Here is a 20,576-nt window from a genome sequence, read left to right as displayed (position 1 = left end):
ATGTGTATCATTCCACTCCTTAACATCCGGCCTACCTCCATGGCGTTTCTTTATGCCATGGTAGCCGTTATTCTTGAGTGGGTCAATTCCGCCGGCGATCTCGGTCAATTATACTCCGGCGATAACACCCGCAACAGCAACACAATCAACTGATAAATCGATGCCTTCACGGCAAGCTCGTACCCAACTTTCTTCGAATAATATTCCTGAAGGATCTTTGTTACACATTCCAACACCCCTGTGTCATTTTCGATCAGATTCCGGAAAGAAATCCGGTTGGAAGCCAGAGGGGCAAGATATTTTGTCTGCAACAAGTCAACCTGATTGCTGAACAAGAATGTCGGGTCTATGCGGATCACGTCAAATTCAAGGTCATTCGAAAGGCTTTCCAAGTAGTGCAGTTCGTTGCTGTTGATGACCACGATACTTCCGGGCGATACTTCGAAACGGTTGTGACCGCATTCAAGAAACGCCTCACCTTTTACAAAGTAATAGAACTGCAGATGCTCATGCCAATGTAACCGAATGTTTTCTCCGCGTTTTACATGATTCTTTTTAAAAATATCAACGCAAAAATCAGAATCCGGCATTTCTCGGAGCCAATAGGTATTTAAATTTTTCATTTAACCGCTCCATATCAATACAGTGCAAATATCAAGCAATATCATTCTTGTGAAACAGCGACATTTTCTCTATTATAGAACTTACGGTTGGCAATGTAAACCGCAAAATAATACATGATAGAGTAAAGAGGTCTACTTAAAAGATGTCAGAACAAATTGAAATCGATAGCGGCAAAAAAGGAATCACCCTGTTTGTCGTAATCGCCATGACCTTTATGGCCACTCTGGATTCCAGCATCGTGAATGTTGCTATGCCTGTGATGTCCGGTAAAATGAATGTACCGTTATCTTCCATAGAATGGGTGGTCGCCAGCTATTCCATCATCATATGTGCCACTCTGCTTTTTTTTGGACGGTTGGGAGATATCGTCGGCAAACCAAGAGTTTTTCAGTGCGGAACGGTTTTATTCACTGCCGGTTCCCTGCTTTGCGGACTGTGTCACTCATTCATACCTCTGATTATCTGCCGCTTCCTTCAGGGGATTGGCGCCTCCGCTTATATGGCAAACAATCAAGGGATTATTACCGAGCTGTACCCGAAAGAGGGACGCGGCAAAGCTCTGGGTATTCTGGCAACAGCGGTTGCGCTTGGGAACATGATCGGACCATCCGCCGGGGGATTCATTTTATCATTTGTGAACTGGAATTTTATCTTCTTGGTTAACGTTCCGATTGGTATTGCTGTTTTTCTGCTTGGCCTCAAGCATCTGCCCCGAAGCCTCAAAAACAGCGAACCAATGGATAAGACCGGAGCCGCGCTTCAATTCGGGGGAACGGTTTTATTGTTTGGAGCGCTCATTGAAGCACAGACTTCAGGGTTTGCCAATCTGTACATCCTGATGGCACTTCTTTTGGCAGCCATTTTTATTGTGGTGTTTAATGGGTTCGAGAAAAAATACAGGCAGCCGCTTCTGGACCTGACTATTTTTGAAAATCCGCAGTTCTCTTTAAATTTAATTTGTGCGTTTATATCTTTCGTCTGTATTGCTGCGTCCGCCATTTTGCTCCCATTTTATCTTCAGGATACCCTAAAATTGACTCCGGCGCAAGCCGGACTATTTATGATGCTGTCGCCGCTGATTCTTGCTGTTCTCTCCCCTATATGCGGCACACTTTCCGACAAAACCGGAGCGGAAGGACTGACTCTGTCAGGACTGCTTTTAATGGCGTCCGGTTTCTTTCTCATGTCGAGACTTACCGAGCATTCCTGGATTAATATCTGTGCGGTTTTTGTGTCCATTATGGCGGTGGGACAGGCTTTCTTCCAACCGGCGAATAATTCTCTGATTATGTCCACCTGCTCCAAAAACAAACTCGGAATCGTCGGCAGCGTCAATTCGCTGGTGCGGAATCTGGGGCAAATTGTGGGAATCACGCTTTCAACAACCTTGCTGTACAGTTTTATGAGTCGGAAGTTAAACATTCATGTTTCCGATTATATCAGAGGGAGAGGCGACGTCTTCGTCTATGGAATGAACCGTGTTTATCTGATTCTGGTTGCAATCTGCCTTTTGGGAGCTATGCTGACTGCAATTAGGCTTTTTCTGTCAAAGAAAAAAGGAATTCAATCCGGTGTTCACTGCGTTTAGCTTCGGGCTTTCCTCTATGATCTTACCCAGAACAATCAGACAAAGTTGACATTATTTTTTGAAGAGTGTAATATGTATAATTGCATAACATAGCATTTTTTGCTATGTTATGTGTTATATTAGCTGTTTTTCATAAAACTGGCACATCGAATTTATTTTGGGGTTGCTGGTGGAAGAGGTTTGGCAGGATAACCTGGTTACGATGCTGCAAAATTTTTACACAGATATTTGGCAGCTCATGGAGCGGGGAAAATTTATCGCTCCGGAACAGGAAATTTATTAAAAGGTGGTCAATTTTCATGAAAATTTTATTAACCGGTTTTGACCCGTTCGGAGGGGATAAGGTCAACCCAGCGTATGAAGCGGTAAAGCTTCTGCCGAAGAACATTGCAGGTGCTGATATCGTTACAATCGAAATTCCCACCGTCTATCAGAAAAGCGGCGAAGCTGTGGAAAAGGGAATTCGGCAATTTCAGCCTGACGTGGTTATCTGCATCGGCCAGGCCGGCGGGCGCTCAGGCATAACAGTGGAGATGGTTGCTGTCAACATAGCAGATTTCAGAATTGCGGATAACGAGGGAAATCAACCTCTGAACCAATCTATTTTGGAAGACGGCGAAAACGCGTACTTTGCCACAGTTCCGGTAAAGGCCATGGTGGAAAACATTAAAAAACACGGGATTCCCGCGCGGATTTCCTATACAGCCGGAACCTTCGTTTGCAATGACGTCTTGTACGAACTGCTCTACATGATTTCTAAAAAATATCCGAAGATCAAGGGCGGATTTATTCATGTGCCGTTTGCCCCGGAGCAGGTGCTGGAGCGCCCCGATGGCACAGCCAGCATGCCGGTGGAAACCTCTGCGAAAGCGCTGGAACATGCCATTGAAGCAGTTGTGCGGGAAGAAAGTAAGTAAGCAGGGTCTGTACCGGACATCGCCGTCCCCCGAAATGCGGGAACGGCGGGCAGGACTCTGCCTGGACGGTTTGCAACATTAAAGTGGTAAACTTTTATGAAGATAGAGTGAGCTATACTATGAAAATGAGGGATAGAGAATGGAATTTATCAAGCTATTAGGGATTTTAATTGTGATTGTTGGCTTTGCCATCAAGCTTGACCCAATTCTGATTGTTGTTTTGGCCTCGGTCGTTACAGCTCTGGTTGGCGGACTCGGAGCCGGTGGAATGCTAAGCACGCTGGGAACCAGCTTTGTTTCGAATCGCAGTATGGCAATTTTTATACTGATTATGATCGTTGTCGGAACACTGGAACGGAACGGAATGAAGGAAGCGGCAACTAAATTGATCAGCAAGGTTACAAGCGCGACCGCCGGTACCGTTATCGGTGCTTATGGTGTGATGCGTTCCTTCTTTGCCGCCTTTAATATCAGCTTCGGCGGTGTGGCTGGATTCGTGCGGCCGATCATTATGCCGATGGCCGTTGGTACGGTAGAATCCGCCGGCAAAAAAATTGATAAGAATTATGAGGAGAAAATCAAGGGGATGGCTTCCGGCATGGAGAACGTGGCATGGTTCTTTTTCCAGGTTCTGTTCGTCGGCGGGCCGGGCGCCCTGCTGGTACAGTCTTCGCTGAAGCCGCTTGGTTATCAGGTGGATTTGCTTGGTTTAGCGAAGGTGGAGATTCCGGTGGCTGTATTTGCTCTGATTGTGGCAATTGTGTATTACTATCTTGTGGATCGGAGATATTTAAAAAATCACCACAACGGTATTGCAGTCGGCGGTTCTCAGACTTCTTCAGATGAGGCTTCGTCTGAAGATAACATTGTAAGGGAATAAAGAGGAGGACGTCCTTTATGTCGTTTTTTATGGATCCCGATGTTTTGTTGGGACAGAAATTATTGGAAATTATTTATATCATCATTGGTTTGATTTGCCTCTACACGGCAGTGAAAAACGCAAAGGACCCGAAGAATCCGTCCCGTCTGGGAACTTCAATTTTCTGGGGCCTTCTGGGCATTGTAATAGCTTTCGGCAGATGGATTCCGGCTATGGTCAACGGTGCCCTTATCCTTGCCATGACGATCCCGGCCATTTTCAAAAGAGTGAAAATAGGCGGGCAGAATATTCCCAGCGTAGAATCAACCCGGAAAAAATTTGAACAAATTGGCATGAAAATTTTTATTCCGGCCCTTTCCATGGGTGTGTCCGCCATTCTTTTTGCCGTCTTTCTGCCAAAGCTTGGCGCCATTGTCGGTATTGGCGTCGGCGTGATTGTGTCAGTCATCCTCCTGATGACCTATTCGAAGGACAATACCCCGAAGGTCTTTTTGCAGGATTCTGAGCGCCTGCTTTCGGCAGTCGGGCCTCTCAGCATGCTTCCCATGCTGCTTGCCAGTCTCGGCGCCATCTTCACAGCGGCGGGTGTCGGGAAAGTCATTGCCGGCATGGTCGGCAGCATTATTCCAAAGGGGAATGTCAATGCCGGCATTGTTGTCTTTGCTGTCGGTATGATGTTGTTCACCATGATTATGGGTAATGCGTTTGCTGCTATTACGGTTCTGACCGTCGGCATTGGGGCACCGTTTGTTCTGGCGTTTGGCGCAGACCCCACGCTGATTGGAATGACTGCGCTTACATGCGGTTACTGCGGCACGCTGTGCACACCGATGGCAGCCAATTTCAACGTGGTACCTGTTGCCCTGCTGGACATGAAGGACCGGTTCGGTGTCATCAAAAATCAGATCGTGATTGCCCTGATCATGCTGGTGTTCCAGATTGGATATATGATTCTGATGAAATAATTCTGCACCGGCAAAGGCGAGAAAGACCGGTTGCCTTTTCCCGTGAGTAATATGCTCCCTTTATGGTAGACAGGAAAAAAAACACTGTTGAACATGAAGGGAGCATTGCTATGTCAAACGGACCGGAATGGACGCTGGGAGGTAAACCTTTTCTTTACGGCCTTATATCTGGCTGATCTGCACCGCAGCTCTGCTTTTCTGCCTGATTGTGGTCTGCGTGGTGTACTTTGGCGGATAAAATGAAAATAGAGCTGTAAAAAATAAGCCCCCCCGGTTCCGAACCAACCGGGAGAGCTAAAAAGAGCTTTTATTACCATACCGTTATGGCCGTGCACAGCCACCCCACTATAAAAGCCCTGATGAAATTATTATAACGGATTTTTAGAAAAAAGCAAGCCCACCGGAAAATTAATCCGATGGGCTCTAGCAGGAGCAGGAGAAGTGCAAAAACCTGCCCCCTGCATCAGAAGAGTGACTCCATACACAACTGAATATAATTAATATAGTCCGGTTTTAGGAGCTTGTCAAGGCTTAATTTTGTTTCAAATTGAATCCCACGAGCAGAGAGACAATTTTTTGCCCGAAGGTATAAAAACAGCTCAGAAATTTTAAATCTCTTCTTTTCTTTTTCTATCGGTTTTTGGAGTTCCTTTGGATTCCAATAATAAATATTCGTTTAATATTTTTATTCTGTGAAAGAGTCTTACTTATATGCCGACCATTTTCAACACTATATCCGAAGATGTCAATTTCATCTGCTGGCACTGTCCTCAATTCATCCAAATATTGATCAAAAAGCTGCCCGTCTGCTGAAACGCGCACGATACGTCCGGGCCTCCGGCAAGCGTCGCCGCCGCAAACACATACAGCCGGTAATCGCCATAATAACTCACCGCCTCGTTTCGAGAATAAGCATTCCTCGCAAAAGCGGTTTTGCTTTTTGTCATTAGTATCCTCCACTCAATTCTGTCCCGGCCGCTTTTCAATTTTTCGATCCGGGAGAGTTCAGGACGTTCGTTCTTCCAAGCAAATAATCAGTAGACACATGAAAATAGTCGGCTATCTTGCACAGCATCATTAAGCTTGGTTCACTAACTCCATTTTCCCATTTGTTATATCTGGTCCGCTCAACTCCAAGTCTCTCAGAAAGTTCTTCCTGCGTAAGCCTTCTTAATTCCCGCAATAATCTAAGCCGTCTGCCAAACATAGAACTACCACCTTTCATCAACTCATTTGTTTTCTTCGATGATGAATATTGTAGTGGCCTTTATTACAAACTGCTATTAAAAATTGCTGATCGTAACCGCCATTCATGATGCTTTCCAAGCCGTCCACTAATGGGCGATAAAGTTCTGGCGTCCATCCTTCATCGGGTGAGCGACTTTTCGTTTGCTCTAATATTTCTGCGCGCGTGCCTCTGCCGGGCCGTATATTGCCGCGTGGAATGCCGGTAATAACAACCCCGCATGGATACCACCTCGTTTGGGGCATAAAAACCTGCTAAGGAAAGTCAAGTATTTCTTAAGCAGGATCTAAATTTTTTAATTTTTGATTTATGTATAGCAAAGCAGGCCAACAGCATAAGTGCAGTTGACCAATTTGATCAATGATTAGAACAGAATTAGCTTCTGTAAACTTCCATCACACGTGCATAGTAAATACGCAAAAACTTGTTTAACGCCGCTACTTTAGCAACTTTTTTAGGTTTGCCCTCGCCCTCTTTTTTCAGCATAAAGAGATAGACAGCAGCATCCTGAGAAGGTTTTGTAGATTTAAGACATTTCATCACCTCGTAACCAGTTTTACGCAGTAGTGCAGAACCGCGCTTGGAGATTCTGCGCTGTGTGCCCGTGAAGCCGCCAGACTGAAATGGTGGAGAATCAATGCCAGCAAAAGCAACTAGAGCACTGCCACTGTGGAAGCGGCGCACGTCTCCAATTTCCGCAATAAGCCGGGGCGCTAAGACATTACCTACGCCCTTCATGTCACGCACAACGCCGTACTCCGGCAAAGTGGTTGCAAGTTCCTGCATCTGTGTTAAAATGGTTTCCAGAGTTCGGTTAATTTCCTTAAGGACTCTCACTGCTTCCAACGTTAACATTTTGATCGATGCGGCGCTGGAAGGCAAAGTAGGGATCCATCGCGGGCCATAGCATAGATCTTCTTTGCTTTGGCTTCGTTTGCATGGTATCCTTTCTTTTTTGCCCAACGGCAGTATTCACAGACAAACCAAGCCTCACTCCTTTTCGTAATGTTGTCATAGTGCCAGTATTCTTCAACAAAATCGCAGAGTTTATCTTTAGTGGGTTCCTCAGACCGCTTACCACTCAGGAGTTTCTTGATTCCTGGCATAGTTCGGTCAAGCAAATCCGTCAACGTCAGCTTGCTTTCTATTTTTATGGTAATGTAATGGGAATACTGTCTCCCGAGTATTCTTAGTTGCTCATAAATTCCTTTGGGAGCAGAATAATCAATCAGCTTAAACCAGTTGTCTATACCGAAATTTGCGATTCGCACAGAATCCAGCTTGTCGGTTTTTCCTTTGCGCAGAGATGATGAAGCGTACTTTTTCATAATAAGCGGATTGATGACACTGACAAACAGTCCTGCCTGCTTAAGACAGGCCAGCAGCGGAAGGTGATAACCTCCTGTTGCCTCCATAACAACCCTAACTTCGCCTTCCAAGGAACAAACACGGTCTACGAGTGATTTGACTTCCGGCTCGGTATGGGGTATCTCATAGGGAGATGCCACTACCTCTCCATACGGCCTTAAAATGCAAACAGTGCTCTTTTCTTTTGATACATCGATACCTACGCTGGTCATTCCAAACCTCCTGAATAAGTATTTGTAATTGTTGTCCATCTGCGCTCATTGCGATTCAGTTTGGTTCGTTACGCGAAAGCCCAATAGGGTTTCAACCTGCTTAATCGAATGTTTACAATAAGGGATGGCCGGCAGTTTTTATGTCGGAGGCTATGCTCCAAGAACAGCCACGCCGAACCAATTACTCCCTCATTGTAAAAGAATAAGCGCAAATGTGAAACGCCCGTCGGCGTCTTACATCTACGTTTTTTATAGTACCAAAGGACGGCCCGTAGGCCGTCCCGTAGAAATGCGTCCGCCTATGCAGACGCAAATTTTTAGTCATTTTTGTAGGCTTCAATAAGCTTTTTTAAGATCTCTGGAGTATAAGTTAATATTTCATTGGCATCACAAAAACATCCATCTGCTTTAGCTCTGCTCCAATACATTCTCGCTTCTTCATATTATGGTATTTGCACTCTTCTAAAAAACTCGTTTGCTATTTCCAACTTCCTGACCCGCCGCCGGTTCCTCCGACCGACGGTGCACCTCCATATGCTTGAAAGTGGCCAAGGAGTTTACTCTTCTCGCCGAGAAAATAAATGGAATAATACACAATTTCAGCGGAAAACCAATAAAAGGTTTTTGTCTCTCGAAATAATTTTTCAATATCATCAGTATAGAGATAACCACTGCCACAGCCAAAACCCAATCCGGCTATGCCTCCGGCGTCTCCAGAAAAGTATTGTTTAAAATCATGAATATGCACCTTCCATTGCTGATAAAAAATTACATCTATGATCGAAAAGTCCCCTGGGTACTTAGTGCTGGTAAATTTTATATCCTGCATAAAATAATCAATTTCTACGGTGCTCATCTTAGGCCGTAGTGCTTTCCTAAGATCAGATAATATTCTGCCCTGCGTTTCATGCTCATTCAATGTTTTAATTCTCCTTTTTTCTTCTTATTGTTGCTTTATTTGTTTATAATATACAAACGGAAAATATACGCACAAAGAATGGAAGGCCGACGTTTGCGCCCACCAATTTCGTCATGAGTACGTCTGCATGTTGGCCGAAGCTGAAATACCGGAGGCAATCGCGATCCAAATTGTTGGTCACGCAAACGAAAAATGATCCACGAAGTCTATAGGAGTCTCTAGCCTAAAATGATGGAGGATGCGCGGGCGAAATTAAACGCGCTTATTTTTTCGCCTACAACGCCTACCAAAACGCCTACTTAAAATGTTGCTTTTTGATTCCGATTCGTTCCGGCAGATTCTAAAGCAATATATAGTAAAACCCGCATAAATACTGGATTTTTCAGCACTCATGCGGGTCTAATTTATGGTGGAGCTAATCAGTCTAAATCCGAACACGTTTATTTTGTTGATGGGGTATTGGTATTGCTGCTATACCTTAAGAAGAGTCAAATATAATTAAGTTCGTGTCTCATTTGCTGCTTCTTTTCTTCTACTGGAAAACCTTTCTATTGTCCGCCTGATATCTTCATTGCTAACTGTATTTGGAATCTGGACGTCGGTTTCAAATCCATCCATTTTAACTCCATCAAAACTATATAGCTTTATGAGCATTCTCCAGAATATCTCCAATTCTTCCTTGTTAAAATCTTTGAAAATTTCCGCCATAAAGTCAACAATTGAGTTTTTCCCACAGTTAACCATGGCTTCTATGCCTAACTTGGTCACAATCACATTGATAGCCCTTTTGTCTTGAATACTTGGGATAATAGAGACAAATTCTTTCTTCTTAAGGCTTTCAATCACTTGAGTTATATTTTGCTTTGTAGCTCCTAATTTGTTTGCAATGTTAACAATTGTGGTTTCATTCTCCGGAAGATGCAAAATCGCAAGTATGGTCATATATTGTCTGGATGTTAGGGGACTGCAATATTTGTTACCAGTTGCCTGAAGCTTGTTGGAAACGGTGATTATGCTGGAATAAACTTGCTCCATTGTGCGTAATAGGTCGTATTCTTTCCCGTAATCCATAGTGTAAGTCATCCTAACATGTGTATTTTGCCTAGTAAATACATTGTCTATATTATACCATTTCCAGAAGCAGTAATCAACTAACTATGTTTGAAAAAATAGTTGCACATTCCTGAAAGAATAAACTTAAGCAAGTGTAAACCAAATTAGTTTGCACTCGCTTTTAGTTAACCTTGCATTACATGATATCAAAGTCCAGTCTTTAGAAATTCAATTGTTTTTTGGAACGATTCATATTGGCCTTCTACATTTCCTTCAATCGTTCCACCGGAAGTAAACATGCCGCCATTCATAGGCATTTCAAGAGTAAAGCTAATCGGTATAATGTAGGGAATTGGCATTGGATGTCCCATATTCTCGTAAATCAGCAGATCTACATGATGCTTGTAATTATGAATTTTTAAACTTTCCAGAATTTCAGGACATGCGTCGTAGCTGTTCCAGATATTATCTTTTTTCCCACAGATTAAAAGAATATCTGCATCAGAGTTTTCAATTTTTATTCTAGCAGCTTCTTTATTGCCCGCTTTTTCGAGACTCTTTTTGTATGTACTCACAAAACCAAACGGAATACCTTTCTGGATATCATCTTGTTGATCTTTGAAGAAAATATTGTAATCCACAGCTACAAATGGAATAGACTTTCCTTCATATGACCAGGACGAAACATTTTTACCGCTCATCAGACCATCCAATGCTTGAAAGCAATAGGCATGCGGTTCTATGGCAACCACTTTTTTAATCTGTTCATATCGCGAAGCAAGCAAAAGTGCTAATTCACCACCTTTTGATGTCCCGTGAAGATAGATATCTTTTGTTTTGGTTATCTCGTTGTTTTCGATCCAGTGAAATATCTTCTCGAAATACTCTAACGGCACCTCTTCCAGCTTCTCTGGTAGTCCCTTAGCACCAAAATAGGGTACAGTCAAAACGTTAAATCCTCTGGATGCAAGCGGTCCTGCAATTAAAGCCAGAGTTTCCATTTGCCCATCCGATCCTCCAAGCATCAAAATCGTCTTATCATTGGAATGTTCCCGATAGAACAATTGACCGGTGAAAGTATCGTTTATTTGTTTCACAATGACATTTTCCGCCTTGAAGATTCTTTCAAACTGGATATTCCTCTTTTCAACAGAAGATTCCAATAGTAAATTCATTATGATAGGCTTTTCAATAGAGATACTCTCGACAATATTCTTACCGGAAGATTTTGATTGTCTTAAGGAATAGACGAGTCCCATACTGTCAGCAACTTTATAGGAGCCTTCCACCGGAGTTGCCTGGTCAAAATCTATTTCTCCATTTTCGTCCGCAACAAAAATAGCGTAAGATGAAAACACTTCGCCGCTGCACCATGGAAACTCCATCTGCATTGTTGCTTTTAGCCGGCTATTGGGAGAAAGCCCCCTGACGTTTACATAAATTTTCTCATCCACAAATGCTTCCTGATGTTTTACAGTGATTTGCATAAATTATGATCTCCTTTGTAATGGAATAGTTGTTGCGATCGTCGCGATAAAATAGTAAATATATTTACTATAACGGTATAATAGGATATACACTATTTGTCAATATATTTACTAGATTAAATCTATACAACCATGCCTCCACTTACAAGTAGGATACTTGACTAATTCCTAAATCAACGCATGACTTTTTAAGTCGCTACCCAAGGGGAAATTTATTAGATTTTTCCGATTAGATATAAAAAATAGAACTTCTTCCTTATTAAGAAAGAAGTTCTATTTATTCCCATGGTGGAGATGACCGCGCGAAATCCGAACACGTTTACTTCGTAAATGGCATGCTTGTTCTTCTCCTTGAGAAAAAGCATTGATGACCCCATTAAGCAGCCCTTACAAGCTTGTAGCCCAGCTTGTAGGGGCTGCTTATGTCCACTTCATTCTGAGGACTGAACGCACTTCCGGTCCTAGGCTTTGCCGCGTCCGCTTTTCGCTCAAAACCAGACTCGGGTCCGTCAGCGAAAAATTCAGGCACACCGGGCAAATCGGCGCTTTTTCGGACTCGCTTTCGATCATCGGACGCGGTTCCACCACCAAAGAGTCAGACGTACCGCGAAAATCTTTCATTTTCCGGACGTGGTTTTCAAGTTCAGACGCACGTCCGGTTCTGCTCTGTACCCTATACCGCGTCCGCTGGAGACCGGACCTGGTCCCATTATAAAAAAGTCAGGTGTACCGGGCAAATCTCGCATCTTTCGGACGAGGGTTTCAGGCTCGGACGCGAGTCCGGTTTTGCCCTGTTACCGTCCTTCGTAAACTTCACGGCGATGCCCAACGGTAAGGATAAGTATTATTACCTTTTCATCCTGTATCTCGGCAATCAGACGATAATCACCAACACGATACCGCCATTGGCCGCTACGGTTGGCCGTAAGCCCTTTTCCGAACCGGCGCGGGTCGGAACACCCTTCAAGGTTTTTTCGCACCCAGGCTATAATTAAAAGTGCTATATGCTTATCCAGCTTTTTAAGTTCTTTCCGTGCATCGTCGGAAAAAACAACCTGGTACTTCATTTCAATCCCAACTCCTGTTCCACTTCATCAAGAGTGTAAGTGACAGGATTGGCGCGAAACGAAGCCATAGCCTTTTCATAGGCTTTCAGGTCGTATTCATCCTCAATGCGTTCCAAAACAGACTGTCGCACAAGCTCCGACACGCTCATGCCTTTCAATTCAGCATACTTCTGAATCAGCGTGGTATCTTCATCGTTTAGCCGAACAGATATAGTCATGCCCTCGCCTCCCTTTCTGTAATACATTGTATTACAGAATATGCGCTTTGTCAATAGTGTTTCCGTACATTCAAAATTTAGCCAATCTGTCATTTTTCCCACCCTTCAGCATGACTGATCGGCGCGGGGAAAAAGGCAAATTTCACAAAGAAACTGCCCAGGACGCGAGTCCGTTTTTCTCTCAAAACCGGACTCGCGTCCATCAGCGAAAAATTCAGGCACACCGGTCAAATCGGCGCTTTTTTGGACGCGTTTTTGATCATTGGACGCACGTCCGGTTCGGGCCTTAACCGTGTCCGCTTTTCTCTCAAAACCGGACTCGGGTCCTTCATCGGAAAATTCAGGCGTACCGGGCAAATCCTCGCTTTTTCGGACTCGCTTTTGGTCATTGGACGCACGTCCGGTTCGGGCCTTAACCATGCCCGCTTTTCTTTTAAACCCGGGCTCGGGTCCTTCATCAAAAAACTCAGGTACACCTGGCAAATCCACACTTTTTCGGACGCGATTTTGATCATCGGACGCGCGTCCGGTTTCAGGGTTTACCGCGTCCGCTCTGGGACCTGGATGCACGTCTGATTTTGGCCTTAACCGTATCTGCTTTTCTCTCAAAACCGGACTCGGGTCCATCATCGGAAAATTCAGGCGCACCGGGCAAATCGGCGCTTTTTCGGACTCGCTTTCGATCATTGGGCGCGGGTCCGGTTTCGCGTTCCATCGCGTCCGGTTCCGGGCTTTTCTGCGTCCGCTTCGTGACTGGGTGCACGTCCAATTCCGGCCTGAGCCGCGTCCGCTTTTGCCCTGCACCGCGTCCTGGACGCACGTCCGGTTCTAAGCTGTGCGAGTACGATTTTTTTGATCGCTCAGTCCGAGCCTCTTAAAGGAGAAAATGAGCCATCCCAACTGCCGAAGCAACTAAAATGACCTTTTACTTTACAAATTTGCAGTTTGCATGTAAAATACTTGACTTTGCTAACATTACGCCGGTGACATGGTCTGACGCGGGTCCGGTTCCGAGCTTTTCTGCGTCCGCTTTTGCCCTGCAGCGCGTCCTGGACGTGCGTCCGGTTCGGGCCTTAACCGTGTCCAATTTTCGCTTAAAACCGGACTCGGGTCCTTCAGAGGAAAATTCAGGCATACCGGGCAAATCCGCTCTTTTTCGGACTCGCTTTTGATCATTGGACGCGCGTCCGGTTTCGGCTTTCATCGCGTCCGGTTTTTCCTCTAAATCGGACGCGGGTCCTTCATCGGAAAATTCAGGCGTACCGGGCAAATCCTCGCTTTTTCGGACTCGCTTTTGGTCATTGGACGCACGTCCGGTTCGGGCCTTAACCATGTCCGCTTTTCTTTTAAACCCGGGCTCGGGTCCTTCATCAAAAAATTCAGGTACACCGGGCAAATCCACACTTTTTCGGACGCGATTTTGATCATTGGACGCACGTCCGGTTTTAGGCTTTACCGCGTCCGCTTTGGACTTGGATGCACGTCCGGTTCCGGCCTGAGCCGTTGACTTCTTCCGTAGCCCTTAAATTACATCGTTGTATCCATAAAACGCCCAGCACAGCGTTCAGAGAGACGTATTACACTAATAATCTCTTTCCCTTTCATAAAGCAGGAACGCCTTGGGAGAATCCCAGGGCGTTCCTTGCAAGTATTTTCTTTCAGCGCTGTCGCTGCGCCTATTCAGGTTTTGGTTCAATACTCAACCTTAAATAGACCTCCGCGAAACACTCCCCTGACCAAGCCTTTCGCATCAACGGTCAAGGTGAACATCACATTCACCTTATGGCGTTATTATACATCCCGTCTAAATTCATGTCAACCTGCGATAAAGATCTCCATGCCGGTTCCGATCTCACCCGCTTTATTTTTGCTCACCTTTCTCTGTCCTGATTCCGGCCCTTGGTCTGTTCTTTGGATTTTTCCTTCTCATGGGACTGATTCACATTGTACGCCCTTGCCTTTTCCGTGGCCTGTTCTATTTTTTCCTTGATGCTTTCATGATCCCGGCCGTCTTTGAACCAGTCCCGGGCGGCGTTGTTCAGCCGATCCGCGTCCTTTGCCTTAAAGATAAAGATATACTGTGTCTTATCGTTTTTTTTCCGGCACATGGAATACTCGAAATGATATTTCCGGGCATAGTGGTCGAATCCTTTCATTTCATCTTTGGAGACCTCGACGCCCTGAGTCTGGTTTCCATACTGTGCCAGCTTGTGGATGCTCTGCTTGTTGGAAGTTATATGATATTTGATTTTTCCGCCCCCGGCCAACAGCAGCCCAAACACCTTCCGGAGGGCCGCCCCCGTCAACTTTTCCGCCGCGCGGAAATGGATTTCCACAACTTTTTCCCCCAATTCGTCACCGACCATGCTGTTTTCCTCCTTTTCGTTCCCCGATGATCCGATCATCGTTCTGAACTCGTTTTGAAATTTCCTTAACCTCCTCCACCCGGTTCAGTTGAGCCTGAGCCGAACGGTACCGGTCTTTCAACTGATCCGCTTCCGACCGGATCAAAGACAGCTCGGAGCGGAACCGGTTCCGCTCCGAGCTGTCCGGATTGATTCCGTTTGCTTTCAGGATTGCCTGGGCGCTTCGGTACAGTTCTGTGTCCCCGCCCTGTGAATCCGGGCCGAACCGGTCCAGCGCGTTAAAGCATCTGGAAATGCTCTCGGCATACGTCAGTCTCCGATCCATCTCATCCAGCAGGACTTTCGTCTCTTTTATCGTTGTTTTCAGTTGCTTTTCCTGCCGGTCGAAATCCGAACCGTTTTCCCGGATGTACCCGGCGGCGTGAATCATTGCTTCGATGTCACGCAGCTTCTGAGAGAATGTGATCGGATTGATGATTGCTTCCTCCGCTTCGATGCGCATCTTAATGTCCTGCCGGTTGTACCCTTTGCCCAGTGTATACGAGCGGATCATCCGCTGCTGCCCGTTCAGCCGATTCCGAAATTTCAAATACTTCCCCGTATCGTCAACAGTGTATTCCTTTCTCATGCGTCTGAGGAAGTCTTCATAATCCTGCGCTTCCAAAATGCACCGGTCAATGTCGTTTTTGAGAACCGTGCGAAACGAGGTTGTCTTTTCATTGGTGTATCTCCGTTTCTGCCCCTCGACGGGCACCACAACGGACAGGCCGTGTTCTTCGCACAGCCTGTCGCTCAGAGCGCGGAGCTGCCGGGGTATGTACTTTGTCTGTCTGAATTTCCTTTGTTCATCTCCAATGATATTAAAAATGATGTGGTTATGAATATGCGCCTTGTCAATGTGGGTTGCGATCACATATTGATATTTGCCCTTCAAAAACCGGTCGGCCAACTCTCGGCCAATCTCATGAGCCTGCTCCGGCGTGACTTCGCCGGGCAGGAAAGACTGACGCATATGCATCAGCAAATACGACTTCCTGCCGTCGGTGTATTTTACAATAACTTTTCTGCCGGTTTCCTGTTCATAGCTTTTTTGTTCCAGCATCATTTCCAGATACGCCGAATTCGGATCGCAGCGGAAAGCCGAAACCAACTCGCCGTTTCGCGTCTTTGCAGGATTCTCAATATAAGCAATGGTGTGATATGCTGTTTCCATCGACGTCCGTTTCGACCATACTTCTATCCCATGGATGTAAGTTGTCGCCATATCTTCCCCATCACCTCCCGAATGGCTTTCAGCTCGGAAACCTGAATCGCATCGCCTCCGTAAGTATTTGCAATCTTTGTCATCTGGTTGAGGTTGTTTCCGATGCGGTTCACCGCGGTAACCATGCTTTTCAGCTCCGTGTAATCCTTTCGGATGATGTATCCGTCCAGCGCCATCTTTCGCAGATAGGCGCTTTTGTTTCGGATGCCCGCCTCCTTCATTTTTACTTTTAAAAACTGCGCTTCCTTCTCAGAAATGTAAAATAGCTGCGGAACGTTGCGGCTCCTTTTTCTTCCCATTCTCTCCTTCCTTTCGTTATGCTTTTCAGCCAAAGCGGCTGGAGCTTTCCGATCAAGCTAAAAACTCAAGGGGTATTAGGGGACACCCTAACGAGCGGCAAGTGTATATACACTTGCAATGCTCGCCACTACTGTTAGCCTCGAGTTCTACGACAGGCCCCCTCTCAACTTTGAGATGAGGCCCCTCAGGATTCTGCGCCCGGTTTCTTCCGGTTCACCGGCGAGGGAATCCTCCAAAGTTTTGATTTTTTCCGATTCCGTCAGGCCGTCCAGATCGTCCATGATTTGCTGCTCTTCGTCATTCCAGAATTGGGTTTTCATAATTGAACATCTCCCCTTGCAGTGCTTCAAGATTTTTATTCTTTACTGTTGCCTCCCCCAGTTTCTTTTAACTCCGAGAGGAGAAGCTGCATCACCTGCCGTACAGAATCGTCTTTTTCTTCGCGTATGGAGTCCTCCAGCACTTTGATCTTTTGACGATCAGACAATGAACCGAAAACATGAACGAATCCCTGTTCCGCTGCATTAAGCTCTGGGTCAATCGAAATTTTTTTCATCCAGATTCACCTCCTTTCATCCCGGGGTTGTCCAACTCACTCAAAGCATGGTGAGCTGGTTCGGTTACGAAAACATTTCTTTGGGGTCAAAAAAGGTTTTACATTTGTTTTTTATATTTGCAATATTTGCTGATATTGTGTTGAAATTAACCCCCAGCGTTTTCGCGATATCATTACATTTTTCACCATGCAGCCAATGCTTTAATGTTACTTTTTCACTTGATGATAAAACAGGTTCTACTTTTTGATAAACGGATTCAACTAGAATGTTATATTCAATCCGTTCAAATTCATCGTCAGTATCTCCGACTAATGAGCCGAATACGTCTGCAAAATCATCATTCTGAATTGGCTGATCCAAGCTTATTGTAGGATACAGGCATTTCTTCTCCTTTTTGTATTCTGTATTAAGTTCCGATTGTATTCGCTTAAAAGCAAATGTAAAAAAGCTTATGCCTTTTGACTGGTTGTGCTCATTCCACCTTAGAGCGGCCTCACATAAACCAATCTCTCCAATGTCCCATAGTCTTTCTCGAAACGGTGTCAGATTATATTGTTTTAATACCCTATAAATTACATGCTCGTAATCAATGACAAGCTTTTGCTGTTCTTTGGTGAGCTTTTTTCCCGGCTTCCTAATATCCTGATCTTTGAAATTATTATCATTTTCAAACCAATCCTCCGGGACTTCCAACGCTTTGATTATTTCCTGAATCTTTGATGCTCCCGGATAATATCTTTCCATTTCCCACAAGCTTACCGTTCTTTGGTCCACCCCGATCAGCTCTCCAAGCTGTCTTTGCAGCAGCCCTTTTTTCCTTCTGGTATAGTTCAGGCGTTTCCCGAAATCGGCAATCTTTTTTACAGGAACACTCTTTTGATTTTTGAAATTGTCTTCATGTTCGAACCAGTCCTCCGGGACTTTCAACGCCTTTATTATTTTCCGAAACTTAGACACATCCGGGTAACATCTACCTGTTTCCCAACAGCCTACAGCCCTCTCTGATTCTCCAACTAATTTCGCAAGCTGTCTTTGCAGCAACCCTCTTTTTTTTCTGGTGTAAGCTAAACGTTCCCCGAAATCAGCAATCTTTGTATTAACATCTTGGTCTTTAAAATGATCGTCATTTACAAACCAGTTCTCCGGGACTTCCAATGCTTTTATTATTCTCTGAATCGTAGCCACATTCGGGTACTTCCTGTTCGCTTCCCAACAGCATACCGCGTCAGGTTTCACTCCGATCAATTCCGCAAGCTGCCTTTGCAGCAATCCTTTTTTTCTTCGGGTAAAAGCTAAACGCTTTCCAAAATCGGCAATCTTTTTTACAGTCTTAGTCCCTTTGCCTTTAAAATTATCATCATTTTCGAACCAGTCGTCCGGGACTTCCAATGCTTTTATTATTTTTTGAGTCATAACCACACCCGGTTGCTTGCCCTCTGCCCAGCAATATACAGTGTTGGGTTTTACCCCGATTAATTCAGCAAGTTGTTTTCCGGATAATCCTCTTTTCTTTCTGGTATATGTCATACGTTCCCCAAAAGTAATCAAATCGGTGGTTTCCATTGCAATTATCTCTCCTTTCTCAATCCACCAGCATCGGCCCGATATGCCAATCGTCATAGACGTTTCCTTTGATTTTTACATAGTCCGTCAGGTTTTCCGAGAGCATTCCGGCCGGAGTCCATGCGTCTTCCAGATAGGTCTGCACCGTATACGTTCCGTCCGGGAACCAGAGCGGCGTAAACTGTACTCGATCTTCATAGGTCGAGTATTTATTTTTGGCAAATTCCAGTGCCGCCGACGTTCCGGACACGGCGCAGTCAAGGTGACGCCAGTACGTTTTATAATCAAATTCCGGGAAGTAGCACAGGCCGGTCTGCGGCGCTGTGACCTGGGACAAAGAAGCGTTAGAGCTATTGACTCCGTTCACGCTGACGGTCACTCCATATCCGGATTTCATTTCTTTGCCTTTGGCGCTCCAATCGTGTTTGCTGGGCATCAGTGACATGCTGGCCGAGAGCTTTGCGTGATAGGATTTAAAGTCATAATGCCAGGAACCCTCATCGACCCATTTCCCTTTGTCCTTCCAGTGTCCGCCGGTCGGTGAACCGGGATCTGAAACCCAGTGCCAATCTTCATGCCATACCCAGTTGGGAACCCAGTACCCGGACCACACGCCCCAGCTATTGGACGTTGTAACCGCAGGGGACGGAACGGACGGCATCCGAAAGCTGTCGTTGCGGTCGCTGGCGGTCGGATCGGGCGGTTCGTGTCCATCCATGGAAACAATGTTGGCCTTGATGCTGCCAACATCAAGAAATCCCTTTGAGGCCGACACGGAAATGTTTATTGTCTGCGGTGTGGACGGCGTGTGCCATTTGCACCAGACCAGTTGACTTTCCCCCTGTGGAATGACGATATTCGTCATGGTGTAGGTTCCGCCGTTGATGTGAAATGTAACCTTAGCGGTATGGTCCGGATCAATCTCATCGTCCGTACTGAGCGTGACTGCGGTGACAACGTCGGTGTTAACACGGTAGGTTGCCGTGGAGCTGGCTGGCGGCGTCGGATCAGAGCCGCCGTCATCCTTGAATTTGACAATGCCTAGGCCGAGTTGGTTAATGATCGTCGTGTCAGACTGCGGCTTGCTGGTTGAACCTTTATAGGCGGGGTATCCCATATCTGCCGTTTGCAGGAACATGGAAAGCGGCAGATTCTGATGCGAAAGGGAAACCATCTTGCTCCGCAGACCGCCACTCAACATCTGGTCATACTTTGCCGCTTCCGTGGCCGTCATAGCCATTTTAAAGCCCTCAAAGGTAAAGTAGGCGATTGGTTCCAAAAGGAGCTTATAGGTACCGTCGGTAAGCTTGTCGTAAGGAATTCCTGTCAATGTTGCAATGTATTTGACCACCAACTTATCAGTGAAATAACTTTTAATTGCTGCAATATTGTTGTTGCTGTTTCCAGTAATAACTGTAGGCAGTGACAGGCTTGGATTGGTGTATTTATAAGTTGTAGCTGTTCCAACAAGTGAAGCTCCATTCTTATACTGCAATTTACATACTTTTCCAAAATGATTATGAACACTGCTCTCATTCTTATTTGTCAGATCAATCGGTGTAGATACTGACTTATTATCACTGGCCCTAACAACCGTAACCCGAACACCGTCATCGCCGTTATGCCAAACATTTTCAGCGGTTCCGCTTCCCATACCGCCCCCACCGCCGCTCATATTTCCTTCTCCATCCCCGGCATAAACAGTGATATTTGCGCTGAATGCGATAATAAAGATAAAAAGGATCATTACAATGAATCGTTTCAAAATGTTTATCCTCCTGGCATAAAAAAACACAGCTTGTAATGAAAACAAACTGTGTTCTAAAAATATTCGATTTTTAAAATCAGTCCATGTTTTATCTTTAGCAGGCGGATGTCTAACATGATGCGATTGCCGATTGTAACAGGAAAGTTTACTCATTTGACACCGCCTGACGTCTAACACGTTGCGATAATCTTACGAATCTGTTCGTAAATATCCT

20 protein-coding genes and 1 pseudogene are annotated in these 20,576 nt (G+C 45.3%); 4 read left to right on the top strand and 17 right to left on the bottom strand.

Annotated elements, in window-relative coordinates; translation table 11 throughout:
* Positions 1-104 precede the first annotated feature (104 nt).
* Positions 105-623, bottom strand: coding sequence for an AraC family ligand binding domain-containing protein (locus CAFE_RS11985; RefSeq protein ID WP_233452799.1), 519 nt, complete (start codon positions 621-623; stop codon positions 105-107).
* 143 nt (positions 624-766) lie between these two features.
* On the opposite strand from CAFE_RS11985, the gene CAFE_RS11980 reads away from it, so the two are divergent.
* The 4 genes from CAFE_RS11980 to CAFE_RS11965 all read left to right on the top strand — a co-directional run bounded on the left by CAFE_RS11980 (position 767) and on the right by CAFE_RS11965 (position 4,974).
* On the top strand, positions 767-2,212 hold the full coding sequence (locus CAFE_RS11980; RefSeq protein WP_066650055.1) for an MFS transporter: 1,446 nt from the start codon (positions 767-769) through the stop codon (positions 2,210-2,212).
* A gap of 299 nt (positions 2,213-2,511) precedes the next feature.
* Positions 2,512-3,129, top strand: a complete 618-nt coding sequence (gene pcp / locus CAFE_RS11975; RefSeq protein ID WP_066650052.1) for a pyroglutamyl-peptidase I — start codon at positions 2,512-2,514, stop codon at positions 3,127-3,129.
* Between the two features lie 139 nt (positions 3,130-3,268).
* Positions 3,269-4,009, top strand: a complete 741-nt coding sequence (locus CAFE_RS11970) for a DUF969 domain-containing protein (RefSeq protein ID WP_066650049.1) — start codon at positions 3,269-3,271, stop codon at positions 4,007-4,009.
* Between the two features lie 17 nt (positions 4,010-4,026).
* Positions 4,027-4,974: a DUF979 domain-containing protein gene (locus CAFE_RS11965; RefSeq protein ID WP_066650046.1), complete on the top strand. Its 948-nt coding sequence runs from the start codon at positions 4,027-4,029 to the stop codon at positions 4,972-4,974.
* Positions 4,975-5,744: 770 nt separating this feature from the next.
* On the opposite strand, the gene CAFE_RS11960 is transcribed toward CAFE_RS11965, so the two are convergent.
* The 16 genes and pseudogenes from CAFE_RS11960 to CAFE_RS11885 form a co-directional block, all read right to left on the bottom strand.
* Positions 5,745-5,921, bottom strand: coding sequence for a hypothetical protein (locus CAFE_RS11960; RefSeq protein WP_156990786.1), 177 nt, complete (start codon positions 5,919-5,921; stop codon positions 5,745-5,747).
* A 35-nt stretch (positions 5,922-5,956) separates the two neighbouring features.
* On the bottom strand, positions 5,957-6,181 hold the full coding sequence (locus tag CAFE_RS20670) for a helix-turn-helix domain-containing protein (RefSeq protein WP_166525133.1): 225 nt from the start codon (positions 6,179-6,181) through the stop codon (positions 5,957-5,959).
* 414 nt (positions 6,182-6,595) lie between these two features.
* Positions 6,596-7,800: pseudogene (locus tag CAFE_RS20800) on the bottom strand (IS110 family RNA-guided transposase).
* 478 nt (positions 7,801-8,278) lie between these two features.
* Entirely contained in the window at positions 8,279-8,719 is a 441-nt protein-coding gene (locus CAFE_RS11945) for a VapA/VapB family virulence-associated protein (protein WP_066650036.1), read from the bottom strand.
* Between the two features lie 498 nt (positions 8,720-9,217).
* Positions 9,218-9,790: a MarR family winged helix-turn-helix transcriptional regulator gene (locus tag CAFE_RS11940; protein ID WP_156990785.1), complete on the bottom strand. Its 573-nt coding sequence runs from the start codon at positions 9,788-9,790 to the stop codon at positions 9,218-9,220.
* A 188-nt stretch (positions 9,791-9,978) separates the two neighbouring features.
* Positions 9,979-11,259: an acyl-CoA thioesterase/bile acid-CoA:amino acid N-acyltransferase family protein gene (locus CAFE_RS11935; RefSeq protein ID WP_156990784.1), complete on the bottom strand. Its 1,281-nt coding sequence runs from the start codon at positions 11,257-11,259 to the stop codon at positions 9,979-9,981.
* 794 nt (positions 11,260-12,053) lie between these two features.
* Complete coding sequence (locus CAFE_RS11930; RefSeq protein WP_156990783.1) at positions 12,054-12,326, bottom strand: type II toxin-antitoxin system RelE family toxin; 273 nt, start codon at positions 12,324-12,326, stop codon at positions 12,054-12,056.
* Positions 12,323-12,544 carry a type II toxin-antitoxin system RelB family antitoxin gene (gene relB, locus CAFE_RS11925; RefSeq protein ID WP_156990782.1) on the bottom strand — a complete coding sequence of 74 codons (222 nt, stop codon included), beginning with the start codon at positions 12,542-12,544 and terminating at the stop codon, positions 12,323-12,325. Before relB ends, CAFE_RS11930 begins: the two co-directional genes overlap by 4 nt.
* 925 nt (positions 12,545-13,469) lie before the next feature.
* On the bottom strand, positions 13,470-13,877 hold the full coding sequence (locus tag CAFE_RS11920; RefSeq protein WP_156990781.1) for a hypothetical protein: 408 nt from the start codon (positions 13,875-13,877) through the stop codon (positions 13,470-13,472).
* Positions 13,878-14,415: 538 nt separating this feature from the next.
* Positions 14,416-14,910 (bottom strand): PcfB family protein, encoded by a 495-nt coding sequence (locus CAFE_RS11915; RefSeq protein ID WP_166525132.1) that lies wholly within the window; start codon positions 14,908-14,910, stop codon positions 14,416-14,418.
* Complete coding sequence (locus CAFE_RS11910) at positions 14,900-16,174, bottom strand: relaxase/mobilization nuclease domain-containing protein (protein ID WP_156990779.1); 1,275 nt, start codon at positions 16,172-16,174, stop codon at positions 14,900-14,902. The genes CAFE_RS11915 and CAFE_RS11910 overlap by 11 nt, the downstream gene beginning before the upstream one ends.
* Positions 16,147-16,473: a MobC family plasmid mobilization relaxosome protein gene (locus CAFE_RS11905; RefSeq protein ID WP_156990778.1), complete on the bottom strand. Its 327-nt coding sequence runs from the start codon at positions 16,471-16,473 to the stop codon at positions 16,147-16,149. Before CAFE_RS11905 ends, CAFE_RS11910 begins: the two co-directional genes overlap by 28 nt.
* 147 nt (positions 16,474-16,620) lie before the next feature.
* The gene (locus tag CAFE_RS11900; RefSeq protein ID WP_156990777.1) at positions 16,621-16,794 is read right to left on the bottom strand and encodes a hypothetical protein; all 174 of its coding nucleotides are present in this window, start codon (positions 16,792-16,794) and stop codon (positions 16,621-16,623) included.
* Positions 16,795-16,829: 35 nt separating this feature from the next.
* Positions 16,830-17,030, bottom strand: coding sequence for a hypothetical protein (locus CAFE_RS11895; protein ID WP_156990776.1), 201 nt, complete (start codon positions 17,028-17,030; stop codon positions 16,830-16,832).
* Between the two features lie 64 nt (positions 17,031-17,094).
* Positions 17,095-18,594 carry a helix-turn-helix domain-containing protein gene (locus CAFE_RS11890; RefSeq protein WP_166525131.1) on the bottom strand — a complete coding sequence of 500 codons (1,500 nt, stop codon included), beginning with the start codon at positions 18,592-18,594 and terminating at the stop codon, positions 17,095-17,097.
* A gap of 19 nt (positions 18,595-18,613) precedes the next feature.
* Positions 18,614-20,359, bottom strand: coding sequence for a hypothetical protein (locus CAFE_RS11885; protein WP_330593968.1), 1,746 nt, complete (start codon positions 20,357-20,359; stop codon positions 18,614-18,616).
* Positions 20,360-20,576 lie beyond the last annotated feature (217 nt).

Origin of the sequence: Caproicibacter fermentans (assembly GCF_009746625.1) — a bacterium.
In the GTDB taxonomy this organism is placed as follows: domain Bacteria; phylum Bacillota; class Clostridia; order Oscillospirales; family Acutalibacteraceae; genus Caproicibacter; species Caproicibacter fermentans.
This window is presented reverse-complemented; position numbering and strand designations above follow the sequence as displayed.

Coding starts and splice junctions, on each gene's coding strand:
- CAFE_RS11985 (WP_233452799.1), bottom strand. CDS start 623: ATGAAAAATTTAAATACCTATTGGCTCCGAGAAATGCCGGATTCTGAT.
- CAFE_RS11980 (WP_066650055.1), top strand. CDS start 767: ATGTCAGAACAAATTGAAATCGATAGCGGCAAAAAAGGAATCACCCTG.
- pcp (WP_066650052.1), top strand. CDS start 2,512: ATGAAAATTTTATTAACCGGTTTTGACCCGTTCGGAGGGGATAAGGTC.
- CAFE_RS11970 (WP_066650049.1), top strand. CDS start 3,269: ATGGAATTTATCAAGCTATTAGGGATTTTAATTGTGATTGTTGGCTTT.
- CAFE_RS11965 (WP_066650046.1), top strand. CDS start 4,027: ATGTCGTTTTTTATGGATCCCGATGTTTTGTTGGGACAGAAATTATTG.
- CAFE_RS11960 (WP_156990786.1), bottom strand. CDS start 5,921: ATGACAAAAAGCAAAACCGCTTTTGCGAGGAATGCTTATTCTCGAAAC.
- CAFE_RS20670 (WP_166525133.1), bottom strand. CDS start 6,181: ATGTTTGGCAGACGGCTTAGATTATTGCGGGAATTAAGAAGGCTTACG.
- CAFE_RS11940 (WP_156990785.1), bottom strand. CDS start 9,790: ATGGATTACGGGAAAGAATACGACCTATTACGCACAATGGAGCAAGTT.
- CAFE_RS11935 (WP_156990784.1), bottom strand. CDS start 11,259: ATGCAAATCACTGTAAAACATCAGGAAGCATTTGTGGATGAGAAAATT.
- CAFE_RS11930 (WP_156990783.1), bottom strand. CDS start 12,326: ATGAAGTACCAGGTTGTTTTTTCCGACGATGCACGGAAAGAACTTAAA.
- relB (WP_156990782.1), bottom strand. CDS start 12,544: ATGACTATATCTGTTCGGCTAAACGATGAAGATACCACGCTGATTCAG.
- CAFE_RS11920 (WP_156990781.1), bottom strand. CDS start 13,877: ATGGTTAAGGCCCGAACCGGACGTGCGTCCAATGACCAAAAGCGAGTC.
- CAFE_RS11915 (WP_166525132.1), bottom strand. CDS start 14,910: ATGGTCGGTGACGAATTGGGGGAAAAAGTTGTGGAAATCCATTTCCGC.
- CAFE_RS11910 (WP_156990779.1), bottom strand. CDS start 16,174: ATGGCGACAACTTACATCCATGGGATAGAAGTATGGTCGAAACGGACG.
- CAFE_RS11905 (WP_156990778.1), bottom strand. CDS start 16,473: ATGGGAAGAAAAAGGAGCCGCAACGTTCCGCAGCTATTTTACATTTCT.
- CAFE_RS11900 (WP_156990777.1), bottom strand. CDS start 16,794: ATGAAAACCCAATTCTGGAATGACGAAGAGCAGCAAATCATGGACGAT.
- CAFE_RS11895 (WP_156990776.1), bottom strand. CDS start 17,030: ATGAAAAAAATTTCGATTGACCCAGAGCTTAATGCAGCGGAACAGGGA.
- CAFE_RS11890 (WP_166525131.1), bottom strand. CDS start 18,594: ATGGAAACCACCGATTTGATTACTTTTGGGGAACGTATGACATATACC.